Below are 25,686 nucleotides of genomic sequence, written 5' to 3'. Positions count from 1 at the left end.
TTGCCCGGAATTATACGCGCGGAAGAGGCGAATTCAAGCGAAAAACGCAGGTTTTGCGTGCATGCAATCGGTTGCGAGCGCGTCTGTTTCACCGCCGTCGACCGGTTGATCACAGGGCCGGGACGGCGGTGGCGGCTGATTACATGCTGGTACTTAGGGTCGCGACCATCACGGCTTTGATGGTGTGCATCCGGTTTTCCGCCTGATCGAACACGATGCTGTGCTTGGACTCGAAAACCTCATCGGTGACTTCCATGCCGCCGTGCAAGCCATATTGTTCGGCCATCTGCTTGCCGATGGTGGTTTGGTCGTCATGAAAGGCGGGCAGACAGTGCAGGAATTTCACCTGCGGATTGCCCGACGCCGCGATCATCGCCATGTTGACCTGATAGGGTTTCAGCAAATTGATACGTTGCGCCCATACGTCTTTGGGTTCGCCCATGGAGACCCACACGTCGGAATAGATGAAGTCGACGTCTTTGACGCCCGTCCCCACGTCTTCCGTCAGCGTGATGCTGCCGCCGGTTTTTTCTGCCGCAGCCTGACATTCCGCTACCAGCCCCGCTTCCGGCCAGCAGCTTTTCGGTGCGATCAGACGCAGATCCAGTCCGGTCAACGCCGCCGCTTCCAGCATGGTGTTACCCATATTGTTGCGGGCGTCGCCGACGTAAGCCAACTTCAACTGGGACAGTGAGCGGCCGGGCGCGTGTTCTTGCATCGTCAGCAGGTCCGCCAGCAGCTGGGTGGGGTGGAATTCATCAGTCAGTCCGTTCCACACCGGAACGCCGGACAGCTCCGCCAGCGTTTCGACACGCTCTTGCCCGTAGCCGCGATACTGAATGCCATCGTACATCCGGCCCAGCACGCGCGCCGTATCCTTCATGGACTCCTTGTGACCAATCTGGCTGCCGCTGGGGGCCAGATAAGTGACTTGCGCCCCCTGATCGTACGCAGCAACTTCGAAAGAGCAGCGAGTGCGGGTCGAATCTTTTTCGAAGATGAGTGCGATGTTTTTCCCTTGCAGGCGACGGGTTTCAGCCCCGTTTTTTTTGTCTGATTTTAGTTTTGCCGACAGGGATAACAAGCTGCTGATTTCTGCTGGCGTAAAATCCATGAGTCTCAAAAAATGACGTTTGTAGAACGGGTTCATAGTGCTTATCTCCGTGCGAACAATCCTTATGATTGAATTAAAATTCACTTTATATGTGTAAATATTCAATTTCAAGTGCCGAGGTCAAACTTTGTGGTGGAGCCGGGTGCGGGGCTGTGGGACAATGCGGCGATATCTCGCCGATTAATGAGGACTGAGTCATGGTAAACCGTGAATTACTGGAAGAGCAGCGTGAAGAAACGCGGCTGATTATTGAAGAGTTGCTGGACGATGGCAGCGATCCTGACGCGGTCTACACTATCGAGCATCACTTCTCCGCTGAGAAGTTCGAAGAGCTGGAAAAGGTGGCGGTTGACGCCTTCAAACTGGGCTACGAAGTCACGGATGCGGAAGAGCTGGAAGTTGAAGAGGGCGTATTGCTGATGTGCTGCGACGTGATCAGCGAAGTGTCGCTCAACGCCGAAATCATCGACGCTCAGGTCGAACAGCTGCTGGCATTGGCCGAGCGCCATGAGGTCAATTACGATGGTTGGGGCACTTACTTCGAAGACCCGAACGGCTCTGACGAAGACGATGAGGGAGAAGGTGAATTTTACGACGAGGATGATGACGGCAAGCGTCACTAATCCTTCAACCTCTGCGGCGGCTCGCTTCTCCGGGCCTCGCGATGTTGCCGGCGTCGCCGCCGGCAGCCATTTCTTATAGCGGCCTCATCATTCTCACTTCACAGTCCACATGACCGGTACTCCCTAATGCATAGGGAATTTGGTGAAATCCTAACTTTTCGTAAAGCCGAATGGCGCTGGTGAGGTGGCCGGTCGTCTCCAGATAGCAGCGGGTAAAGCCGTGCTGACGGCCAAACTCCAGAGCTTGCTGCGCGAGCTGTCTGGCCAGCCCCCGTCCGCGTGCGACCGGTAAAAAATACATCTTCTGCAGCTCGCAAATTTTCGCATCCCCCCCTGACAGTGGGGCTACGCCGCCTCCGCCGACCACTTCGCCGCCGCACTCCACCACCCAATAAGCGCACTGCGGGCGGTTGTACAGTTGGAACAGCGAATCGAGATCGGGATCGGCGATGGTGTAGCCTTTGTCCGCCGTCAACCCGAACTCAGCCGACACGCGGCGGATCACGCCAGCCATCGCGACGTTGTCGGCCGCGGTGATGGGGCGAGTCAAAAGTTGAATGGGCGTTGCGATTGTCATGGTGCTTGGATGCTCGCTTTTCAGTTGATCGTTGTGACCGAATGAGGGAAGTGGATACACCGACTGTAATAACACTTTATCCAGCTCGAATGCAATCGTCGGAATTATCCTGCCACGAGCCGCCTCCCCAGATTGTTCAAAGGTTTGCGTTACGTGTATCGATATTCCCCCGATGGGACGGCGTTGTGTGGATGAGAGGTATTAGGGAGCAATAAAAAAGGGAGATCTGGGCGATCTCCCTTTGTGTCGGCCGCCTGATGTTTACAGGCGGCAGGCGCTTCGACTTACAGCGCGGCGATGGTCGCCTGCTGTTCCAGCAGTTTGGCTTTCGCGTCTGCGTAGTGGGTCAGTTTCTCGCGCTCTTTGGCGACGACCGCTTCCGGCGCGCGCGCCACAAAACCTTCGTTCGCCAGTTTGCTTTCGATACGCGAGATTTCGCCATCAATCTTCGCGACCTCTTTCGCTAAACGATCCAGCTCGCTAGCCTTGTCGATCAGACCGGCCATCGGGATCAGCAACTCGGCGCCGTCCACCAGCTTGGCGACGGAAACCGGGCCTTTATCGCCGGCGGGCAGAACGTCGATGCTCTCGAGACGCGCCAGCGTTTTGATGAAGCTGAGGTTCTCTGCGACCCGGCGCTGCGCCTCGGCATCGCTGTCGCGCAGCAGCATTTCCAGCGGTTTGCTGGGCGCAATGTTCATCTCGGCGCGAATGTTACGTACGGCGATGATGGTTTGCTTGATCCACTCCAGATCGTGCAGCGCCTGGCTGTCTTCCAGCGCGGCATCGAAGGCCGGGAACGGCTGTAGCATGATGGTATCGGCATCGATGCCTTTCAGCGTTTTTACGCGCTGCCAGATCGTTTCCGTAATGAACGGAATAATCGGGTGCGCCAGACGCAGCAAGGCTTCCAACACCTGTACCAGCGTATGACGGGTGCCGCGCAGCTCCGCTTCGTTGCCGCCGTTCATCACCGGTTTGGCCAGTTCCAGATACCAGTCGCAGAACTGGTTCCAGGTGAACTCATAAAGGATGTTCGCCGCCAGATCGAAGCGGTAGCTGTCCAGCGCTTCACGGTAGGTTTTCACCGTGCGATTGAATTCAGCCAGAATCCAGCGGTCGGCCAGCGACAGGACACGTTCGCCGCCTTGCATACCGCAATCCTGTCCTTCGGTGTTCATCAGGACGAAACGGCTGGCGTTCCATAGCTTGTTACAGAAGTTGCGATAGCCTTCCAGGCGCTTCATGTCCCAGTTGATGTCGCGGCCGGTGGAGGCCAGCGCCGCCAGCGTGAAGCGTAGGGCGTCGGTTCCATGCGGTTCGATACCGTTCGGGAACTGCTTCTCTGTACGCTTGCGGATTTTTTCCGCCAGCTGCGGCTGCATCATGTTGCCGGTACGTTTTTCCAGCAGCGCTTCCAGAGAGATGCCGTCGACCATATCCAGCGGGTCGATGACGTTCCCTTTGGATTTGGACATTTTTTGGCCTTCGTCATCGCGAATCAGACCGGTCATGTAGACGGTGTTGAACGGCACCTGCGGCTGGCCATTTTCATCTTTGATGAAATGCATCGTCAGCATAATCATGCGGGCGATCCAGAAGAAGATGATATCGAAGCCGCTAACCATCACGCTGCTGGGATGGAAGGCTTTCAGCTCTGGCGTTTGTTCCGGCCAACCCAGCGTGGAGAAGGTCCACAGCCCAGAGGAGAACCAGGTGTCCAGCACGTCTTCGTCCTGCGTCAGCGTCACATCGTCCGCCAGGTGGTTTTCGCTGCGCACTTCGGCTTCATCGCGGCCGACATAGACGTTGCCGTTGGCATCGTACCAGGCCGGAATACGGTGACCCCACCACAGCTGACGGGAAATACACCAGTCCTGAATGTCGCGCATCCAGCTGAAGTACATGTTTTCATACTGTTTCGGTACGAACTGGATTCGACCGTCTTCGACGGCTTCCACCGCCTGTTTGGCCAGCGGCGCTGCGCGAACGTACCACTGATCGGTCAGCATCGGTTCGATCACCACGCCGCCGCGGTCGCCGTAAGGCACTGTCAGGTCATGCGCCTTGATCTCTTCCAGCAGACCCAATTCGTTAAAAGCGGCCACGGCCGCTTTACGCGCGGCGAAACGCTCCATGCCGCGGAAGGTTTCCGGGATAGTGTCGTCATAGACATCGGAGGCATTACCGTTAGTATCGAATACTTCCGCCTGCTGACGGATGTCGCCGTCAAAGGTCAGGATGTTGATCATCGGCAGCGCGTGGCGTTTACCGACTTCATAGTCGTTGAAGTCGTGGGCTGGCGTGATTTTTACGCAGCCGGTGCCCTTTTCCATATCGGCATGTTCGTCCGCAATGATAGGAATGCGGCGGCCGATCAGCGGCAGAATGACGTCTTTACCGATCAGATCTTTATAACGAGGATCTTCGGGGTTTACCGCCACGCCGGTATCGCCCAGCACGGTTTCGGGACGGGTAGTGGCGACGACCAGATAGTCTTTGCCTTCCGCTGTTTTGGCGCCGTCGGCCAGCGGGTAACGCAGGTGCCACATGGAACCTTTGACGTCGCGGTTCTCCACTTCCAGATCGGAGATGGCGGTACGCAGTTTCGGATCCCAGTTCACCAGGCGTTTGCCGCGATAGATAAGATCTTCTTTGTAAAGGCGGACGAAGACTTCCTTCACGGCGTCGGACAGGCCTTTATCCATGGTGAAGCGCTCGCGCTCCCAGTCCACGGAGTTGCCCAGACGTCGCATCTGGCGCGTGATGGTGCCGCCGGATTCTTCTTTCCACTGCCAAATTTTGTCGATGAAGGCTTCGCGACCGTAATCATGGCGCGTTTTGCCTTCTTCGGCGGCGATTTTGCGCTCAACCACCATCTGCGTGGCGATACCGGCATGGTCGGTCCCCGCCTGCCACAGCGTATTTTTGCCCTGCATGCGCTGATAGCGGATCAGAGTATCCATAATGGTTTGCTGAAAAGCATGACCCATGTGCAGGCTGCCGGTGACGTTGGGCGGCGGAATCATGATGCTGAAGCTTTCTTGCTCGGTATCGCCGTTTGGCTTGAAGTAGCCTTGTTTTTCCCAGTGCTCGTAAAGCGGCTGCTCTATATCGTGCGGGTTGTATGTCTTTTCCATTATGCTCAAAATTCAGTGGGTTGGCGGTGTAGCCGTGGTCAATCGGAAGCCGACGCTGCGATAGGCTTTATAACGGTCGCGCGCCAACTGTTTCAGGGATTCTTCGTAAGGGACAAAGTCTATCACTTCATGGAAAGCGGTGGCAAAATCTGCGAACTGAGGCTGTAGGTTGATTAGAACCTCGCGCGGCGAGTTGCCTCGCTTGTGAGGCCAGGCCAGCTCTACGGCGGCGCCCTGACGCGGACCTTCCCCCGCCAGGTTGTGCGGCACGAAAGCCTGCGGCGGACGCTGCCACAACGCTTCATCCAGCCGCTGCGCCTGCTCCTCGTCTTCACAGGCCACGAGTACCCGTTTGCCTGATCGCCACAGTGTGGCGGCCAGCTCGCAGGTCAGCGCTTCCACCGCGTTGAGTTCTCCGCTTTGGTCTTCTGTTTCGAGAAGATAGAACGTTGCGTTTTTCATGATTACCTAAATTTCCGTCGCTGGTTTCTGACTGGAGCGGGTCGACAAGGCCTGCGTTAAACGCAGATTCCCGCCTGCGCGGGAATCGCCTAAGCGTCGTGATGCGCCGGATGCAACGTCAGCGCGGGGAGGTACCCTTACTCGACGTCGTTCAGACCGGCACGGTTCAGCAGGAACTGCGACAGCAGTGCTACCGGACGGCCCGTTGCGCCTTTAGCTTTGCCCGAACGCCAGGCGGTGCCGGCGATATCCAGGTGCGCCCAGCTGTATTTACGCGTGAAGCGAGACAGGAAACAGGCCGCAGTAATGGCGCCGCCGGGACGCCCGCCGATGTTCGCCATATCGGCGAAATTGGACTCCAGCTGTTCCTGATATTCGTCCAGCATCGGTAAACGCCATGCCCGGTCGCCAGCCTGTTCTGAAGCGCCCAGTAGCTCATGCGCCAGCGGATTGTGATTCGACATCAGGCCGGTGATGTGGTGGCCCAGCGCAATCACGCAGGCGCCGGTGAGCGTGGCGATATCGATAACCACATCCGGTTCGTAACGCTCGACATAGGTCAGGGCGTCGCACAAGACCAGACGGCCTTCCGCATCAGTATTCAGGACTTCCACCGTTTGGCCTGACATGGTGGTCAGAATATCGCCCGGACGATAAGAGCGCCCGTCAACCATGTTCTCGCAGCCCGCCAATACGCCGATGATGTTTAGCGGCAGTTCCAGTTCCGCCGCCATCCGCATGACGCCATACACCGTAGCGGCGCCGCACATGTCGTATTTCATTTCGTCCATGCTGTCGGCGGGCTTGATGGAGATGCCCCCGGAGTCGAACGTCAGTCCTTTGCCGACCAGCACGACGGGTTTAGCGTCGGCGTCTGGGTTGCCTTTATATTCAACCACCGACATCAGCGACTCGTTTTGAGAGCCTTGTCCCACGGCCAGATAGGCGTTCATCCCCAGCTCTTTCATCTGCTGTTCGCCGATGACGCGGGTGGTGATGTAGCCGTAGGTGTCAGCCAACTGACGGGCTTGCGAAGCCAGATAGGCGGCGTTACAGATGTTGGGCGGCATGTTGCCAAGGTCTTTGGCGGCTTTGATGCCGGAGGCAATGGCCAGACCGTGCTGAATGGCGCGTTCGCCCGAGGTTAGCTCACGGCGAGTCGGGACGTTGAAGACCATTTTTCGCAGCGGACGACGCGGCTCGACCTTATTGGTTTTTAGCTGATCGAATGTGTACAGCGTCTCTTTCGCCGTTTCAACGGCCTGGCGCACTTTCCAATAAGTGTTACGACCTTTTACATGCAGCTCGGTCAGGAAGCAGACGGCTTCCATCGAGCCGGTATCGTTAAGGGCGTTGATGGTGCGCTGGACTACCTGCTTGTACTGGCGCTCGTCGAGCTCGCGCTCCTTTCCGCAGCCGATAAGCAGGATGCGTTCGGAAAGAATGTTCGGTACATGGTGCAGGAGCAATGACTGGCCGACTTTGCCTTCCAGCTCGCCACGGCGCAGCAGGGCGCTGATATAGCCGTCACTGATTTTATCCAGTTGTTCGGCGATAGGTGACAGACGACGCGGTTCGAACACACCGACGACAATGCAGGCACTGCGCTGTTTTTCCGGGCTACCGCTTTTTACGCTGAACTCCATGTACTCTCCTGAATCTTTAAAGACAATAGCGGGTGCTATGGTTAGAATGTGGCACTCCGTAATACTTTCCCACCGTCGCGTTAACATAACCTGTGTTAATCTGAACGACGTAGCGAATCTGTAATAAGGCTTTGCAGGTTCTGATAGCACATCCCGAACGCAGGATGTTGTAATACCGGTTTAGCTACGAGAAGGTTGCCACAAATGAGTATAAATGGCGAGTTAGCGAAAAAACTATCGACTTTCCTGCAAAAAGACAAGTTTTCACAGGCGTATTGAGCGTGATCATCATTCGATATCTGGTACGGGAAACCTTTAAAAGCCAGCTGGCTATCCTGTTTATTCTGCTACTGATTTTTTTCTGTCAGAAATTGGTGCGAATACTGGGCGCGGCGGTGGACGGTGATATCCCGACTAATCTGGTTTTATCCCTTTTGGGACTGGGCGTGCCGGAAATGGCGCAGCTTATTTTGCCGCTAAGCCTGTTTCTCGGGTTGCTGATGACCTTTGGGCGACTGTATGCCGAAAGCGAAATCACCGTGATGCACGCATGCGGACTGAGCAGAAATGTGCTGCTGAAGTCTGCCGCGTGGCTGGCGTTAGCGACGGCCGTGGTGGCGACGGTCAACGTGCTGTGGCTAAGCCCTTGGTCGTCGCGGCATCAGGACGAGGTGCTGGCCGAGGCCAGGGCGAATCCTGGCATGGCGACGTTGGCGGAAGGGCAGTTCCAGCAGTCTCAGGACGGCAATTCGGTGTTATTTGTGGGTAACGTCAGCGGCAAGGAATTCGAACATGTCTTCCTGGCCCAGATGCGCCCCCGTGACAACGCGCGGCCTTCCGTGGTGGTGGCCGATCACGGCACCGTCGCGCAGGGCGACGACGGATCGCAGATCGTGACGTTGAACAAAGGCACCCGCTATGAAGGGACGGCCATGATGCGTGACTTCCGCATTACGGACTTCACGGACTATCAGGCGTTGATAGGACATCAGGCGGTCACCGTCGATCCTAACAACGTTGAGCAGATGGACATGAGGACGCTGTGGCGTTCCGACGAAATCGGCGCTCGCGCCGAGTTTCACTGGCGTCTGACGCTGATCTTGTCCGTACTGGTGATGGCGATTATCGTCGTACCGCTCAGCGTGGTGAATCCCCGTCAGGGGCGCGTGTTGAGCATGCTGCCGGCCATGTTGCTTTATCTGATTTTCTTCCTGCTACAGACTTCGCTGCGATCCAATGCCGGTAAGGGCAAGCTCGATCCGCTGGTATGGATGTGGCTTACCAACGCGGTTTATGTAGCGATTGCCTTGGCGCTTAACCTGTGGGACAGCGTTCCGTTGCGTAAATTGAGATACCGCCTGACACAAAGAGGAGCGGCCTAATGTTTGGTGTTTTAGACCGCTATATCGGTAAAACCATTTTCAATACCATCATGATGACGCTGTTCATGCTGGTATCGCTATCCGGCATCATCAAATTCGTCGAGCAGCTGCGCAAAGTCGGGCAGGGCGGTTATTCGGCATTGGGCGCGGGGTTCTATACTTTGCTTAGCGTCCCGAAAGATATTGAAACATTTTTCCCGATGGCGGCGCTGTTAGGCGCACTGTTGGGACTAGGAACGCTGGCGACGCGCAGCGAGCTGGTCGTCATGCAAGCGTCCGGTTTTTCCCGACTGCAGATTGCAGGCGCGGTCATGAAGACCGCTATCCCGTTGGTGCTGCTGACAATGGCCATTGGCGAATGGGTGGCGCCGCAGGGCGAACAGATGGCGCGCAATTACCGTTCGCAGATGATGTTCGGTGGTTCGATGCTGTCTACCCAGAACGGGATGTGGGCCAAAGATGGTGCTGATTTCGTTTTCATTCAGCGTGTTGTGGGCGAAAAAGAGCTGGCGGGTGTGAGTATTTATCACTTCGATAACGACCGTAAGCTGTTGTCGGTCCGTTATGCGGCCTCTGCCACCTTTGACGGCGGCGTATGGAGGCTGTCGCAGGTTGATACATCTGAACTAACCGACAGCAAAAAGATCGGCGGCAGCCAGACCTTAAGCGGTGAGTGGCATACGAGCCTGACGCCCGACAAGCTGGGCGTGGTGGCGCTGGAACCCAGCGCGCTTTCCATCAGCGGGCTGCATAACTACATCAGTTACCTGAAACAGAGCGGACAAGAGTCGGGCCGATACCAGCTCAATATGTGGAGCAAGGTCTTCTCTCCGCTGTCTGTAGCGGTGATGATGCTGATGGCGCTGTCGTTCATTTTCGGTCCATTGAGAAATGTGCCTGCGGGTGTGCGTATTGTCATTGGTATCAGCTTCGGCTTCCTGTTTTACGTGCTTGACCAGATCTTCGGCCCGTTAAGTTTGGTCTACCACATGCCGCCGCTGCTGGGCGCTTTGCTGCCGAGTCTCCTGTTCCTGGCAATCAGCGTAATGCTGCTGCTGAAACGGCGCTAGACGTGCTCCATTGGTGATGTAAACGGGCCTGCGGGCCCGTTGTCTTTTGCAACGAATCTTCGGCCAAAGCGCGGCTTAAGCGCGCAGCATGACAATCAGGCCAGGCAGTTGCGACAGCAGATATAGCCCCAATCCAATACTTCCCCCCACCAGCGTGCCGTTGATGCGAATAAACTGGAGATCTTTACCGATATTCAGTTCGATCAAATGCGACATCTCTTGCGCATCCCAGCTTTTCACCGTATCGCTGATATGGCGCGTCAGAAAGTCGGCGAACTCTGGCGCAAGAGCGCGCACCGCCTCTTCCAGATGATGATTCAGCGACGTTCGCAGTCCCTCATCCTGCATCAACGTTTGTCCTAGCCACTGACCGATGGCGCTAATGCGGGTTTGTATGGCGGAGTCGCTTTGATTGAGGTCGGCCTTGAGCCAGGCGCGCAGGTCGGCCCAAAGATCGCTCAGATAGTGATTGAACGCTTCGTCATTTTTTAAATAAAGCTTTATCGCTTCGGCCCGCCGCGCCATTTCCGGGTCGGTGCGAAGTCGTTCAATCAGCCGTACGACGGTGCGATTAAAGTGCCGTCGTAGCTCATGACCCTCGTCGCGCACCACCTCGTCGAGCAGCGTGTTGACCGCATTGGCGACGGCCTCGGCGCTGCGTTCGCCCAGCCATTCCGAGGGCAGGATCTTTTCCGTCATCGGATGCTCCCGTTTCAACCAACGAACGATCTGGAGCGCGATAAATTCGCGTGTCGCAGGTTTGTTCACCCTCCTCAGCAGTTGTTCAATGACCGTGTCCAGCAACTCTTGGTGGCGATTATGTTTGGTCAGACTGTCCAGCAGAACGGCGACGGATTGGGTGAGGTCCACTTTATCTATAGCTTTGTGGACCGCACGGCGGATGAATCGCTGAATACGTCGGTCATCCGCCATATCTAAAATGCCGCGCATAAACTGCAGCAGGTAGCTGCCTAGCCGTTCGGCGTTCTCGGGGGTTTGCAGCCACCGCCCCACGATGTGAGCGGGATTGTGTCGACGAATCAGTGCTAACAGCGATTCGGTATCGAGAAACTTTTCCTGAACAAAGCGGGCCAGATTGTCTGCTATCCGCGTTTTATTGCGCGGAATAATCGCGGTATGGCGGGATATCAATGGCAGCGGCACCCGGCGAAATAGGGCTACGACGGCGAACCAGTCCGCCAGAGCCCCAACCATCGCCGCTTCGGCGATCGCTTTCGCTCCACTAACCCAAAAGTTGGGGAGGAGGCACAGGGTAATCACAAAGATGGCGGCCGCAAGAGCGAGCCATGACAGCGCCATACGTTTGGCGCGTTTCAGTTCAGCTTCTTTATTCATACAATAAGGTTACCCTGTTTTGCTCTGAACAGGCCAAGCGATTATGCATATCAGCCGCTGACGACTCTGTGGAACCTGGCTGTCATCGGGCAGGGCGGTGATGAGACGAATTTTTCATCACTTAGCCGCGGATTGATGGATTAAGGTTGCGCGGACGTGGCTGCACGGTATAATCCCCCCGTTTTCCGCATACTACTTCAGTGCCGAAGTGGCGAAATCGGTAGACGCAGTTGATTCAAAATCAACCGTAGAAATACGTGCCGGTTCGAGTCCGGCCTTCGGCACCATCGGAACATCAATAGACGTCAACGGACGTCTTTTTTTGTGCCTGAAATCCAGTATTTACCTATCTTTCCCGCTATATTAACTCTCTCAAGGTCAACCGACATCAACGTACATCTACCAACAAGTGTTGGTACAGATGATGGTATTTCCGGTTCGATAATGCTTGTACCAACAGGGAGGGGATAAGCATGGCTCTAACAGATATCAAAGTCAGAACAGCTAAGCCGACAGATAAGCAATATAAGCTGACCGATGGCAACGGTATGCATCTTCTCGTCCATCCCAATGGTTCAAGATACTGGCGTTTGCAGTACCGCTTTGGCGGAAAGCAAAAGATGCTGGCTTTAGGGGTTTACCCTGACGTATCTCTTGCAGATGCCAGAGCCCGCCGTGATGAAGCTCGTAAGCTTTTGGCAAACAGCATCGATCCGGGAGATAAAAAGAAAAATGATAAGGTTGAGCTGGAAGAGGCGCGTACTTTTGAGCAGCTCGCTATTGAGTGGCATGCCACAAATAAAAAGTGGTCGGAAGAACATAGCCGACGTGTGCTGAAAAGCCTGGAAGACAATCTCTTTCCTGCCATTGGCAAACGTAATATTGCCGAACTAAAAACGCGAGATCTGTTAGCCCCTATTAAAGCTGTAGAACTTTCGGGGAGGCTAGAAGTGGCTTCCCGGCTACAACAGCGAACTACTGCAATTATGAGATATGCCGTTCAGAGTGGTTTACTTGATTACAATCCCGCACAGGAAATGGTTGGTGCTGTTGCTTCAAGTAACAGGCAGCATAGACCTGCATTGGAGTTGAAACGTACCCCTGAACTGCTTCAACGCATTGACCGCTATACAGGCAGGCCACTAACTCGCCTTGCTGTTGAGCTAACTCTCTTGGTCTTTATCCGCTCCAGTGAACTACGTTTTGCCCGTTGGTCTGAGATCGATTTTGAAACATCGATGTGGACGATCCCAGCAGAGCGAGAAGCTATTGAAGGGGTGAAGCACTCCCAGCGTGGCTCAAAAATGCGTACGCCTCATTTGGTGCCGTTATCTCGTCAGGCGTTAGCAATCCTTAAACAGGTACACAAACTTAGTGGCGATCGCGCTTTTGTTTTCATTGGCGATCACGACCATCGCAAACCGATGAGTGAGAACACGGTGAACAAGGCGCTGCGCGTTATGGGTTATGACACGAAGGTAGAGGTTTGTGGACATGGTTTCAGAACAATGGCCTGTAGTTCATTGATTGAGTCTGGATTGTGGTCGAGGGATGCCGTGGAACGGCAAATGAGCCATATGGAACGTAACTCAGTACGTGCAGCTTATATTCATAAGGCTGAGCATCTTGATGAGCGCAGACTGATGCTGCAGTGGTGGGCTGATTTTCTTGATGCGAATCGGGAACAGGCAGTGAGTCCATTTGATTTTGCGAAGTTTTTCTCTGGTAAGTCTTAGTCCGATGTGAGCCAAACTATGGTTGGAAGACTGGCTTCGGGATAAACTAATCGTCATTCAAGAAGATGACACATTATTGACTGTTGCCAGCTTCCGAGCCGAACATGCTAGGCGTCAGATTTCGTAACTCACTGACTCATAGCCTCTTTTAATCAGGAACGTTGAATTGAACGAAGTAACTATCACTCTGAGTCAGCTTGAAAACCATCTTTGGGAGTCAGCAAATATCTTAAGAGGTCCCGTTGATGCTGCTGATTTTAAAACATATATTTTCCCGCTACTTTTCTTTAAACGCATCTGTGATGTATGGGATGAAGAATTCAAAGAAATTCTTGTCGAATCGGGTGATGAATCCTTGGCACATTTTCCCGAATCCCATCGTTTTCAGATCCCTGATGATTGCCACTGGAATGATATTCGCTCCAAAGCGGTAAATGTGGGGGCTGCTCTCCAGCGGGCTATGCGTGAGATTGAAAAGGCTAACCCAGAGACCCTGTACGGCGTTTTTGGTGATGCTCAATGGTCAAATAAAGAAAGACTTTCAGATGCTTTGCTTAAAGATCTTATCGAGCACTTTTCAAAATTCCCATTTGGTAATAAGAACATCAACTCTGATCTACTTGGTGATGCGTATGAATACTTGATCAAGAAGTTTGCAGACGCAACGAACAAAAAAGCCGGGGAGTTTTATACCCCGCGAAGCGTCGTCCGGTTGATGATCGACATGCTCTCTCCTGAAGAGACTGACACTATTTACGATCCCGCCTGTGGTACAGGTGGGATGTTACTGGCCGCAGTACAGCATGTGAAAGATAAACACGGTGATGTGAAGCGTCTTTGGGGCAAACTCTTTGGCCAAGAGAAAAATCTTACTACGTCCTCTATTGCCCGAATGAACCTTTTTTTGCATGGAATAGAAGATTTCCAGGTAGTGCGTGATGATACCTTGCGCAATCCTGCTTTTTTTGATGGGGACCAGCTGGCTACATTTGATTGTGTGATTGCAAACCCTCCGTTTTCACTTGAAAAATGGGGTGAGGAGCTTTGGGTAAATGATCCCTTTGGCAGAAACTTTGCTGGACTTCCTCCCTCAAGCAGCGGTGATTTTGCTTGGGTGCAGCATATGGTCAAATCCATGGCTGAAGGCACTGGGCGAATGGCCGTGGTATTGCCTCAAGGAGCTTTGTTTCGCAAGGGCGCTGAGGGGAGTATTCGCCAAAAATTACTGCAAATGGATTTGGTTGAGGCTGTCATAGGGCTGGCCCCAAATCTATTTTATGGCACGGGCTTAGCCGCTTGTATTTTAGTGTTACGTAAGAAAAAAACTGTGGAAATGCAGCATAAAGTTATGGTTGCCGACGCGTCACGTTTGTTCAAACGCGGTAGAGCTCAAAACTTTATGGAACTTCAGCATGCTGCTGAGATTTTGCGGTGGTATCAAAACCTTAGCGATGTCAAAGATGCTGTCAGCATAGTCAACCTATCTGATATTGAGGCGGAAGATTGGACGCTGAATATATCACGCTATGTTCTCCCTCCAGTGCAAGAAGAAATCCCTGAACTACCTGATGCGATCGAAGCTTTTAAGGACGTTCTGGCTCGTTGTAAGGCTGCGGAAGAGAGACTTGAGCAAGTAATGAAAGAGGGAGGATGGCTGAAATGAGTCGTATAACTCAACAGGAACTTGAGAGTTACCTTTGGGGAGCTGCTGTATTATTGCGTGGTTTGATTGATGCGGGTGATTACAAGCAGTTCATTTTTCCGTTGTTGTTTTTCAAGCGAGTGTCTGATGTTTGGGATGAAGAATATCAGTCGATACTTGAAGAATCTGATGGAGATCTTTCTTACGCTCAGTTCGCTGAAAACCATCGTTTCCAGATTCCTGAAGGAGCTCACTGGAATGACATAAGGCAAACTCCAAGGAATGTGGGAGCTACCATTCAGCAGGCAATGAGGGATATCGAATCAGCTAACCCAAATATGCTTGACGGTATATTTGGTGATGCGGCATGGACAAACCGTGAGCGCCTGCCTGACAAGACCCTTAAAGATCTCATTGAGCATTTTTCTACCCGAGTGCTATCAGTCGCTAATGTACCTGAAGATGAACTGGGTAATGCTTACGAATTTCTGATCAAAAAATTTGCGGATGACTCTGGGCATACGGCTGCCGAATTTTATACCAATCGTACGGTTGTCCATTTGATGACCCAGCTTTTGGCTCCAAAAGCTGGCGAATCGATCTATGATCCCACGTGTGGCACCGGTGGTATGTTGATCTCGGCATTAGACGAAGTAAAACGTTCTGGTGGTGAATATCGGACATTGAAGCTCTATGGGCAGGAGCGCAATTTGATCACTTCTTCCATCGCGAGGATGAATCTCTTTCTGCATGGTGTTGAAGATTTCGAGATCATTCGTGGTGATACTTTAGCCGAACCTAAGCACATCGAAAATGACAGTCTCCGTCAGTTTGACGTGATCCTCGCTAACCCCCCTTACTCAATCAAACAGTGGAGCCGTGAGGCTTGGAGTTGTGATCCGTGGGGGCGCAACATGTTTGGTACTCCACCTCAGGGACGTGCCGACTACGCTTTCCAGCAACATATTTTGGCCAGTCTCACCAAAAAAGGGCGGAGTGCTGCGCTTTGGCCACATGGTGTGTTGTTCCGTAACGAAGAACAAACGATGCGCACCAAAATGATTGAGCAGGATTGGGTCGAAGCAGTTATAGGTCTGGGGCCAAACTTGTTTTATAACTCACCAATGGAATCATGCGTACTCGTTTGTAATCGAAACAAACCAGCTAGCCGTAAGGGCAAAGTACTTTTCATTGATGCCGTTAATGAAGTAACCCGTGAACGAGCACAAAGCTTCCTTACAGAAGCACAGCAACAACGGATTTTAGTTGCGTATAAAGAATTTGCCGATGAGCCCGGATTTGCAAAAGTCGCAACGCTAGCTGGCATCGAAGCAAACGCGAACAACTTATCGATCCCACTCTACGTTAAGAAAATTAATACCGCGTCCGCTAAAGATGCCGATGGAGATACTCTCTTATTAAATTCTGCATGGGAGCAATGGCAGAATGATGGTCGTGTTTTTTGGCAACAAATGGATTCGTTAGTTGATGCATTGGATAACTTGAACTGAGGAAGGGAGTAGCATGAAGCTTGAAACAATTCGGTTATCAGGTTTTCAGTCTTTTGGTCAGGAACCAACTGAGCTGAGCCTGGAAGATATTACCTATCTAATTGGTCCTAATGGTTCAGGTAAGACTGCAGTACTTCAGGCTTTATGCCGGCTCTTTGCATTCGATCCGACATTGCGACGTGTCCAGCGTTCAGATTTCCATGTCCATTTTGAAGAGGAGGAGGTTCCTCCTGAGCGCGAGTTGTGGATAGAAGCAGACTTTTTATTTCCCGAACTTGCAGGAGACGAAGATAACAGTACCGTAGCACCTCATTTTGGCCATATGCGATTAGATGAGCCGGAAGGTATTCCACGAGTGCGTTTTCGCCTCACGGCTACTATGGGACTGGATGGGGATATCGAGGAGAATTTCGTATATGTATTAGATATCAATGCCGATGGCTCTCCTCAAAATATCGCACAGGTTCCACGGGCAGAGCGTAATCATATCCAGGTACATTATCTGCCTGCCAGACGTGATCCTGCGGATCATATTGCTTACGGTGCAAACGCCTTACTGGGTCGTCTGCTTCGCGCTGTACGTTGGGATGCTGAGCGCGAGACGATTAAGGGGTTGACCGATCAAATAAGCGACAGCCTCGCGGCAAACCCTTCTGTAAATGCATTTAGTGAAAATTTAAAAACAAGCTGGGCTACTCTGCATAAAGGTAAATTCTTCGCTGATCCGAAAATCACCTTTGTAACATCGGAGATTGAAGCGCTGTTGCGGCATTTGTCGGTATCTTTTACCCCAGGGCACGATGGTTCACTTGTCGATTTCTCGCGGTTGAGTGATGGTCAAAAGTCAATGCTTTATCTTTCCCTAGTATTATCATCTCAAGCGATTGGAAGAGCTGTACTCGCTGAGGAAGATGTATCTTTTGATCCCGATAAGTTACGTCCGCCGGTCTTTACTTTGGTTGCCTTGGAGGAACCAGAAAATAGTCTTTCTCCACATTACCTAGGACGTATCGTCAGTGCTTTGAATATCATGACGAAAAATGTGGATGCACAAGCTCTCATTGCTACACATGCGCCCACAATGCTGCGTCGCGTTGCTCCTGAGTTAATACGTTATTTACGGTTAACTGAGTCTAGAAAGACACGAGTCACCTGTATTAAATTGCCTGAGAAATCTGATGATGCACACAAGTTTGTTCGGGAAGCAGTCCAGGCATTTCCTGAGATCTATTTCTCGCGTCTGGTAGTGCTGGGCGAAGGTGATAGTGAAGAGATTGTATTGCCACGTTTGCTTCAGGCCAAAGGTGCGCCCGTTGACGAATCGGCTATCACAATAGCTCCATTAGGCGGTAGACATGTTAATCACTTCTGGCGTTTACTTTCTGCTTTGAAAATCCCGTATTTCACTCTGCTTGATTTGGATGTTGCTCGTCATCAGGCTGGCTGGGGACGGATTAAGTATGCTAATGATCAGTTGGGTGAGCATAGGCCGAAGAAGAAACTTCCGGAAGATCACCACATTCCAAAATGGAATTCTGCTACCAATAAGGTTCGAGAATTCTCAAACTATTGCGAGTTGCTAGAAGAACGTGGCGTTTTTTTTTCCTCCCCAATGGATTTAGACTTTTCAATGTTATTAGCTTATCCCGAAGCTTATGATGTTGATAAAGAAAAACCGGACGAGTCAACAATCAAGGCCGTCCTCGGGAAAAGCCATTACGATTCTTCTCAATACAGTGAAGACGAATTAACGTTGTTCAGCACCTATCACAAACGCTTTAAGCTTGGCAGCAAACCTGCAGCACACATTGAGGCATTAACTCAGCTAACGGATACTGAATTGCTTGAAAACATGCCTGAGTCACTAAGCAGGCTAGCAGATGTGGTTATTGCCAAACTCGAGGAGTTGCCAGAATGATTGCTGCAGAAGCATGGCAACCCGCCGATGGCCTGACGCTGGAACCAAATGCAAAAAGAGCAGCAAAAGCACGTAAGCGCTGCTTGGCACTCACAGCTGGACCTGGTGCGGGTAAAACGGAAATGCTTGCGCAACGAGCTGACTTCCTTTTACGTACAGGAACATGTCGGTATCCTAAGCGGATTCTCGCGATCTCCTTCAAGGTTGATGCCAGCAGAAATCTAAAAGAGCGTGTAGAACGGCGGTGCGGGTCCAATCTTGCCTCGCGTTTTGACAGCTATACCTTCCATGCATTTGCCAAGCGTATCATCGATCGTTTCAGGCCGGTGCTCACGGGGAAAGATGCCTTGGATGCGGGTTATACAATTGTAGATAAGAAAAATGGCCCCTCTCGTACTCAAATTGAATTCGGCGATCTGGTCCCGTTGGCAATCCAAATATTGCAAACCTCAAAAATTGCCCGTAATGCAATTCAGCAAACTTACAGCGATATTTTCTTGGATGAGTTCCAGGATTGCACGAATTTACAGTATGAGTTAGTTAAGCTTGCTTTCCAAGGGACTAGTCTTCGCCTTACTGCGGTAGGTGATACTAAACAAAAAATTATGGCTTGGGCTGGAGCGCTGGACGGTATTTTCCAAACCTTTGTCAATGATTTTAATGCTGTACCACTTAACATGTATCGCAATTTCCGTTCTAAACCACAATTGCTGCGGGTTCAGAACGAAATTATTCGTACGCTTGATCCTGACTCTATTATGCCTGATGAACAATTGGATGGCGATGAAGGAGAGGTTTATGCCTGGCGTTTTGAAGACAGCTGTAAAGAAGCAGTCTATTTGGCTGATCTAATAAATGGGTGGATAAATACAGAACAATTACCACCTGCAGAAATTGCAGTCTTGGTTTCTAAACAGTTGGAACTTTATGCTGACCACCTTATGACCGAGTTGGACGCTCGCGGTATTCCATATCGTAACGAGCAACAATTGCAGGATATCACTATAGAACCTGCAGCACGTTTGATCGTAGATTATTTATCATGTCTCTACGGTAAGCGTGAACCTAAGGCTTGGATTCGATTGATGAATCAATTGATTCCTTTTGCCGATGAGGAAATACAGTCAAGTGCGAGAAAGGATCTTGACCTATTAATTAAAAAACAACGCAAAAAAGTATCTGATGCTAGGAGTACGGATTCGCCGTTTTCGGATTGGGTACAATTGGCGATAGAATTTATAAAGTATATTGGTACCAAAATGTTGGTCGCTTTATCACCTGACTATGAAACTCGTGCACGTTTAAAAGATGTTATACGCGAAACCTTTGCACGGATTAAAGAATTGCTAAAGTCAGACCCAGATTTGCCAAAAGCGTTGGGACGTTTTGCGGATGATCAGGCTGTACGCATTCTGACTATTCATAAAAGTAAGGGACTCGAATTTGACTCAGTTATTATTTTAGGCATCGAGAGTCAAACGTTCTGGGGAAAACCTGATGCAGAGCGTTGTGCATTTTTTGTGGGTATTTCACGTGCGAAAAAACGTTTGGTTCTTACTGTTTCTGATCGCAGAGAAACGCCGCCTTCAAATCCGTATCGATGGCAAGAAAATAGAACACAGCATGAAGAATTTATCGGATATGTTACGCCATTTTTGAGAATACAGTAATGACAGAAAAAATTGTAAAACCGAACTGGAAAATTTGGCGTTTTGACCAGATGGCTACCAATGTCAATGTCCGTATTGACAATCCGTCTGAATCGGGCATGGAATACTATATTGGTCTCGAACATCTCGATTCAGACTCGCTTAAGATTCGTCGTTGGGGAAGTCCTGATGATGTTGCCGCTACCAAACTGATGTTCAAGGAGGGTGATATCATTTTTGGTCGCCGTCGAGCCTATCAACGCAAGCTTGGTGTTGCTGAGTTTGATGGGATTTGTTCAGCCCATGCAATGGTTTTACGAGCGAAACCGGAAGTGGTATTGCCTGAGTTTTTACCGTTTTTCATGCAGAGTGATGTATTCATGAATCGTGCGGTCGAGATATCAGTTGGTTCTTTGTCACCGACTATAAATTGGAAGACAATGGCAGAACAACAATTCATGTTGCCTCCGATGGAGGAGCAAAATAGATTGGTGTCAGCTCTCTTTTCTTTTGACAATTTATCAAATGAGATGAGCATAGCTCATGATAAATTGAGAGTTTCAGAACGTGCAGCAATTCAGTTTGTGTTAGGTCAGGAACATAGCTGGCGCATCGTGAAAATGAAAAATATTGTAAAAAATATTGAGGCTGGAAAAAGCCCCAAAGCATCATCATTGCCAGCAAAACCTGAGCAATTAGGTGTACTAAAAGTAAGCGCTGTGGGTTCAACCGGATATAATCCAGCAGAAAATAAAACTCTACTGAACCCAGAAGATTTTGTTCAAGATGCCATCGTCAGGGCTGGTGATTTTCTTGTGACAAGAGCAAATGCACAGCCTCAGGGTGTTGCTCGTACATGCATAGTTGAATCTTCACCAAGTAATCTCATGCTGAGTGATAAAACTTGGCGAATTAATTTTAATGAGGATGCTCCTCCGCTAGATTTTATATTAGCTTGGACGAAGCTTCCAATATTCCGTTCATATATTGAAGCACTTTGCTCAGGAACAGAGGCAAAGAATATTTCTCAAAATAAATTCCTAGCAGGACCAATGGTTGATCTGACGAAAGACCAGCGTGAGCATATGTCTCATATTCTTAAGCAGACAAATATAGCAAAAAAAATGTTAATTGAAAGAAATGATGTTGTTAAATCTATGAAGCAGAGGTTCTTGCAAGAAATTTTTGGAGAGAGCTTTCAATGATTTTTAACGAGTCGAACACTGTCGAGGCTTACCTTAGGGACTTACTGGTTGGCTCGCTACAAAAAGAGTTAACAACAGCTCTTTCTTTCAGTAATGTTTCTGTGGAGAAAGGCATTGGTTGGGACTATGCCGCACCTGCGGAAATACCACGACAGATTCAGGAGATCTTGGTCGAATCTTGGTTGCGAGATGCATTGAGCCGTCTAAATCCCGAAATCGCAGCGCAACCCGATCTCGCCGACGAAGTGCTCTACAAACTACGTGCCATTATATTATCGGTGCGCTCAGATGGTCTAATCCGCGCTAATGAAGAAATGACTGCTTGGATGCGCGGAGAACGGTCTATGCCGTTCGGCCAAAATAACGAACATGTGCCGGTGCGGCTTATCGATCTTGAGGATCTGTCTCAAAACCAATATGTTGTAACCCAACAGTTCACTTATCGCGCAGGTGCCACTGAGCGACGGGCTGACTTGGTCCTATTAATAAATGGTTTACCATTAGTTCTCATTGAAGCAAAAACTCCGGTTAAAAAGTGCATTAGTTGGATTGATGGCGCAATACAGGTGCATGACGACTATGAGAAGTTTGTTCCAGAACTTTTTGTCTGTAACGTTTTCTCGGTAGCTACTGAAGGCAAGTTATTCCGTTATGGTTCTGTTGGCCTGCCAGTAAAAGACTGGGGGCCATGGCATCTGGATGGCGACGATAATGATGGTCAGCATCACCCGCTGAAGTCACTCAAAGCATCTGTCGAAAGTATGCTACGGCCTCAAGTGCTGCTCGATATTTTGAGTAATTTCACCATATTTGCTACGGATAAGAAAAAGAGGCGTATTAAGGTCATCTGCCGCTATCAACAATTTGAGGCGGCGAATAAGATCGTTGAAAGGGTGCTGGTTGGTTATCCCAAAAAAGGATTGATATGGCATTTTCAGGGATCGGGTAAATCGCTATTAATGGTTTTTGCAGCGCAAAAATTACGTATGCATGTCGGATTGAAAAATCCAACTGTTTTAATTGTGGTTGATCGTATCGATCTTGATAGCCAGATTACGGGTACATTTACTGGTGCGGATATCCCTAATCTTGAAAAGGCTGATAGTCGCGAGAAACTACAGCAACTGCTATCACAAGATGTGCGCAAGATTATTATCACGACCATTTTTAAATTTGGTGAGGCTAACGGCTGTCTAAACGAGCGTAGCAATATAATTGTTCTGGTAGATGAAGCACATCGTACCCAGGAAGGTAACCTTGGACGTAAGATGCGAGAGTCGTTGCCGAATGCATTTCTGTTCGGCCTGACAGGTACACCAATTAATCGGTCAGATCGTAATACCTTCTATGCTTTCGGGGCGGAAGAAGATGACAAAGGCTACATGAGTCGTTACGGTTTCGACGAATCAATCCGTGATGGGGCAACGCTTAAGTTGCATTTTGAACCCAGATTGATCGATCTGCATATCGACAAGGCGGAACTGGACGCAGCATATAAAGATTTGACTGGTGGTCTGTCTGACCTCGACAAAGATAATTTGGCAAAGACTGCTGCAAAAATGGCAGTTCTGGTAAAAACACCCGAGCGTATTCGCAAGGTATGTGCAGACATTGTCCAACACTATCAAAGCAAGATAGAACCAAATGGTCTCAAAGGTCAGATAGTTACGTTTGATAGGGAATCCTGCTTGCTCTTTAAAGCTGAGTTGGACAAGCTTTTGCCATCAGAAGCGACAGATATCGTGATGTCTGTTCAGGCGTCAGATAAGAAAGAGCATCCTGAATATGCTCCATACGATCGTACCCGTGACGAAGAAGAAAGATTACTGGATCGCTTCCGCGACCCAGCAGATCCGCTTAAGCTCATCATTGTGACCGCTAAACTTTTGACTGGTTTTGATGCGCCTATTCTGCAAGTTATGTACCTCGATAAACCACTGCGCGACCATACGTTGTTACAAGCTATCTGCCGAGTAAACCGCACCTATTCCGAGCAGAAGACCCATGGCCTTATTGTTGACTATCTGGGGATTTTTGATGATGTAGCTGCAGCCTTAGAATTCGATGATCAAAGTGTTAAGCAGCTAGTGAGTAATATTCTGGAGCTGAAAGAGAAGCTACCCGAAGCTATGCAGAAGTGTTTGGCTTTTTTTGTTGGCTGTGATCGAACGTTGAAGGGGTATGAAGGTTTGATTGCTGCTCAGCAATGCTTGCCTAACAACGAAATCCGAGACAATTTTGCTTCTGAATACAGTGTCCTTTCCCGTATATGGGAAGCGTTATCACCCGATGTTGTTCTCGGTCTTTTTGAGAAAGATTACAAGTGGTTGTCTCAGGTTTACCAGTCAGTCCTGCCTTCTAGCGGCCATGGAAAATTAATCTGGCACTCGTTGGGGGCCAAAACTATTGAGTTAATCCATCAGAACGTCCATGTCGATGCAGTTCGTGACGATCTTGATACTCTAGTGCTTGATGCCGATCTGCTGGAAGCCGTTCTTTCAAATCCTGAACCTAAGAAGGCCAAAGAGATTGAAATCAAACTCAAGCGACGGCTACGAGGGCATGGTAATAATCCCAAATTTAGACATCTCTCTGAACGGCTTGATGCGCTCAAAGATCGTTTCGAATCAGGTCAAATCAACAGTATTGAGTTTTTAAAACAACTACTCGAAATAGCTAAAGAAACACTACAAACAGAGAAAACAACGCCTCCAGAAGAGGAATTGGATCATGGCAAAGCTGCTTTGACCGAATTATTCAATGAAGTAAAGACAGCAGATACACCAATTATAGTTGAGCGAGTGGTTGCAGACATAGACGAAATTGTTCGTCTGGTCCGTTTTCCTGGTTGGCAAAGTACGCTAGCTGGTGAGAGAGAAGTTAAGAAGGCGTTACGAAAGGCACTATTCAAATATAAGTTACATGCAGATGACGAACTTTTTGAGAAAGCATACAGCTATATTAGGCAGTATTATTAAAGCTCATCGGCATCTTAGTGCAATATAAGGCTATACGATATCTTATATTTGCTTCGTTGGAATGCTAAAGCTGGAGGCTGAAGAATGAATGTTTACAAGTTGAACGTACGGACACAAGGTTACTGGTTTTTAAATAAAGATGAGTATGAGCAACGTACAGCTCGCCGCTCGCCGTGGTATAAAATGAGTGATGAAGGGAAACCGCGCTATTTTGCTATTTGTCCTGCATGCAACAATCCAATACAGATCATTGGGTTCTACAAGTTACCATCAAATGTTAATTCTCCATTTGCCAAACACTATGGAAAATCAGTTCCTGGGGTTGGTATTTTTGATCATGAAGCTTATTTAGATTGTCCTTATTCTGATACAAGAAAATCAACTTCATCTGATAAAGGAAAGCGAACTCCCAGCGAGCTTAGTCGACAGATACTTGAGATACTTATCGAGAATTTTGATAAAGTGATTTGGATGCTAAGTACTGTGACAGGTATAAGGATCGATGAGAAACTAGCTTTGGATATGCTGAAACAATACAAGCAAGAAGAGGGATGGTTGTACTCGAAAGCCACGTTAATGAATATCCCATGGATATTTGCTTATATGTCTGATAATCAGAAGTTTCTTTTCAAAAAAATAAATGATCTTAAGTTCCTACAAAAGCTTGTGTCGCTTGCTCCTGATGAGTTAGATATGACATCAAGAGGATATATTGTTAAAGCTACTACTTGTAAAAAAAGGATTGAGTTAAGTTTATACTATACACGACATCATTCTGCAGTAACTGAGCATATCCTAAGTGAATCCATGGATATGGTTATTCTCTTGGAAGTCAATGGCGAAAAACCTAGAGAGCTTTATCGTAAATCAATAGATTTTGATTTTAATTATTTCAACAATATAGTGAACTTTTCTTCATGGAAGAGTACAGAAGTGGGTAATAAATTATTGGCGCATGCAAAAGACATATTAAGTGAATGTCTATGAACGGAGACAAGTTATGTGGTTTTTATTACATGGGGTTTATATTGATTTATTAAGATGAAAGGCTATTCAGTGTCATGGTATTTTTATTTTTTAAATGCAATAACTAAGTTATTTTTGTGTGTGCAAAGAATAGAGCTATTCCTTCTTTTTGAAACTCATCGTTGAAGGTGCGCTTATTACCACGCAACCATCAATGCCATTTATCTTCAATACCCCCTCCTTGAACTTCGTATGTTCTTGCGTTGAACGTGTGCAGTCCCACAGGAAGCTGATGATATAAGAATTTTTATAAATTTCGTCAACACGATAGAGAGAAGCATCTTCGGCGATTTCTCCAATTAATGTTGGAAAAGATTTTTTTGTATCTTTTCGGTACTTTACTTCAATAATTGTGTGCAGTGATGGCAAATAAAGGTCAATGCGGGGATTTTTTTGTCCAACAGGCTGAAGATTCACCTCATCTGCAATATCGTTGAATATTGGTGCAAGTAGAATATAAAGCAGATTCTGAACATGATATTCATTATCGACTTGCCATTGTACGGGTTCTGCGCCTTTGGTTCGCCCTGAGTCTTCCCATGTCCACCGTTTCAGCCCGGCAGGGATATGCTCCAGAAATCTTAGCAGGTCATCTAGGGTCCATCCAGAGGGTGGAGCAATGGCAATTTCCTGATTAATTTGATTAAAAAC

18 protein-coding genes and 1 tRNA gene are annotated in these 25,686 nt (G+C 49.4%); 12 read left to right on the top strand and 7 right to left on the bottom strand.

Features of this window, described 5'->3' with window-relative positions; all coding sequences use genetic code 11:
* Positions 1-139 precede the first annotated feature (139 nt).
* A complete protein-coding gene (gene argF, locus AU511_RS07485) occupies positions 140-1,150 on the bottom strand; it encodes an ornithine carbamoyltransferase (protein ID WP_094109272.1) in 1,011 nt (336 codons plus the stop codon).
* Positions 1,151-1,311: 161 nt separating this feature from the next.
* On the opposite strand from argF, the gene rraB reads away from it, so the two are divergent.
* On the top strand, positions 1,312-1,737 hold the full coding sequence (gene rraB / locus AU511_RS07480) for a ribonuclease E inhibitor RraB (RefSeq protein ID WP_094109271.1): 426 nt from the start codon (positions 1,312-1,314) through the stop codon (positions 1,735-1,737).
* A gap of 73 nt (positions 1,738-1,810) precedes the next feature.
* Here the strand turns inward: rraB and AU511_RS07475 are convergent, their stop codons facing one another.
* The 4 genes from AU511_RS07475 to pepA all read right to left on the bottom strand — a co-directional run bounded on the left by AU511_RS07475 (position 1,811) and on the right by pepA (position 7,562).
* Positions 1,811-2,314, bottom strand: a complete 504-nt coding sequence (locus AU511_RS07475) for a GNAT family N-acetyltransferase (RefSeq protein WP_094109305.1) — start codon at positions 2,312-2,314, stop codon at positions 1,811-1,813.
* Between the two features lie 284 nt (positions 2,315-2,598).
* Positions 2,599-5,454, bottom strand: a complete 2,856-nt coding sequence (locus AU511_RS07470) for a valine--tRNA ligase (protein WP_094109270.1) — start codon at positions 5,452-5,454, stop codon at positions 2,599-2,601.
* 12 nt (positions 5,455-5,466) lie between these two features.
* Entirely contained in the window at positions 5,467-5,916 is a 450-nt protein-coding gene (locus AU511_RS07465; protein ID WP_094109269.1) for a DNA polymerase III subunit chi, read from the bottom strand.
* A gap of 137 nt (positions 5,917-6,053) precedes the next feature.
* Positions 6,054-7,562 carry a leucyl aminopeptidase gene (pepA, locus tag AU511_RS07460; RefSeq protein ID WP_094109268.1) on the bottom strand — a complete coding sequence of 503 codons (1,509 nt, stop codon included), beginning with the start codon at positions 7,560-7,562 and terminating at the stop codon, positions 6,054-6,056.
* Positions 7,563-7,843: 281 nt separating this feature from the next.
* Between pepA and lptF the strand changes: the two genes are divergently transcribed.
* The gene (lptF, locus tag AU511_RS07455) at positions 7,844-8,944 is read left to right on the top strand and encodes an LPS export ABC transporter permease LptF (protein WP_094109267.1); all 1,101 of its coding nucleotides are present in this window, start codon (positions 7,844-7,846) and stop codon (positions 8,942-8,944) included.
* Positions 8,944-10,014 (top strand): LPS export ABC transporter permease LptG, encoded by a 1,071-nt coding sequence (gene lptG / locus AU511_RS07450; protein ID WP_094102275.1) that lies wholly within the window; start codon positions 8,944-8,946, stop codon positions 10,012-10,014. The genes lptF and lptG overlap by 1 nt, the downstream gene beginning before the upstream one ends.
* A gap of 75 nt (positions 10,015-10,089) precedes the next feature.
* Here lptG and AU511_RS07445 read toward each other — a convergent pair whose 3' ends face one another.
* Positions 10,090-11,370: a DUF445 domain-containing protein gene (locus tag AU511_RS07445; RefSeq protein WP_094109266.1), complete on the bottom strand. Its 1,281-nt coding sequence runs from the start codon at positions 11,368-11,370 to the stop codon at positions 10,090-10,092.
* 202 nt (positions 11,371-11,572) lie between these two features.
* Between AU511_RS07445 and AU511_RS07440 the strand changes: the two genes are divergently transcribed.
* From AU511_RS07440 to AU511_RS07400, 9 genes are all read left to right on the top strand, one after another.
* A tRNA-Leu gene (locus AU511_RS07440) sits at positions 11,573-11,657 on the top strand.
* A gap of 186 nt (positions 11,658-11,843) precedes the next feature.
* On the top strand, positions 11,844-13,106 hold the full coding sequence (locus AU511_RS07435) for a tyrosine-type recombinase/integrase (RefSeq protein WP_094109265.1): 1,263 nt from the start codon (positions 11,844-11,846) through the stop codon (positions 13,104-13,106).
* 166 nt (positions 13,107-13,272) lie between these two features.
* Positions 13,273-14,769, top strand: a complete 1,497-nt coding sequence (locus AU511_RS07430; RefSeq protein ID WP_094109264.1) for a type I restriction-modification system subunit M — start codon at positions 13,273-13,275, stop codon at positions 14,767-14,769.
* Complete coding sequence (locus AU511_RS07425) at positions 14,757-16,259, top strand: type I restriction-modification system subunit M (RefSeq protein WP_420843440.1); 1,503 nt, start codon at positions 14,757-14,759, stop codon at positions 16,257-16,259. The genes AU511_RS07430 and AU511_RS07425 overlap by 13 nt, the downstream gene beginning before the upstream one ends.
* A 13-nt stretch (positions 16,260-16,272) precedes the next feature.
* A complete protein-coding gene (locus AU511_RS07420; protein WP_094109263.1) occupies positions 16,273-18,177 on the top strand; it encodes an ATP-dependent nuclease in 1,905 nt (634 codons plus the stop codon).
* Positions 18,174-19,847, top strand: a complete 1,674-nt coding sequence (locus AU511_RS07415; protein ID WP_094109262.1) for a UvrD-helicase domain-containing protein — start codon at positions 18,174-18,176, stop codon at positions 19,845-19,847. The genes AU511_RS07420 and AU511_RS07415 overlap by 4 nt, the downstream gene beginning before the upstream one ends.
* Positions 19,847-21,031, top strand: coding sequence for a restriction endonuclease subunit S (locus AU511_RS17540; RefSeq protein ID WP_050117357.1), 1,185 nt, complete (start codon positions 19,847-19,849; stop codon positions 21,029-21,031). Before AU511_RS07415 ends, AU511_RS17540 begins: the two co-directional genes overlap by 1 nt.
* Positions 21,028-24,009 carry a type I restriction endonuclease subunit R gene (locus AU511_RS07405; RefSeq protein ID WP_205756435.1) on the top strand — a complete coding sequence of 994 codons (2,982 nt, stop codon included), beginning with the start codon at positions 21,028-21,030 and terminating at the stop codon, positions 24,007-24,009. The genes AU511_RS17540 and AU511_RS07405 overlap by 4 nt, the downstream gene beginning before the upstream one ends.
* A gap of 84 nt (positions 24,010-24,093) precedes the next feature.
* Positions 24,094-24,996, top strand: coding sequence for a hypothetical protein (locus AU511_RS07400; protein ID WP_094109261.1), 903 nt, complete (start codon positions 24,094-24,096; stop codon positions 24,994-24,996).
* A 135-nt stretch (positions 24,997-25,131) separates the two neighbouring features.
* Here the strand turns inward: AU511_RS07400 and AU511_RS07395 are convergent.
* Positions 25,132-25,686, bottom strand: a 555-nt coding sequence (locus tag AU511_RS07395) for a PD-(D/E)XK nuclease domain-containing protein (protein ID WP_094109260.1), incomplete at its 5' end; no start/stop codon positions are given.

It is taken from the genome of Lonsdalea iberica (assembly GCF_002111585.1).
GTDB classification, from domain to species: domain Bacteria; phylum Pseudomonadota; class Gammaproteobacteria; order Enterobacterales; family Enterobacteriaceae; genus Lonsdalea; species Lonsdalea iberica.
This window is presented reverse-complemented; position numbering and strand designations above follow the sequence as displayed.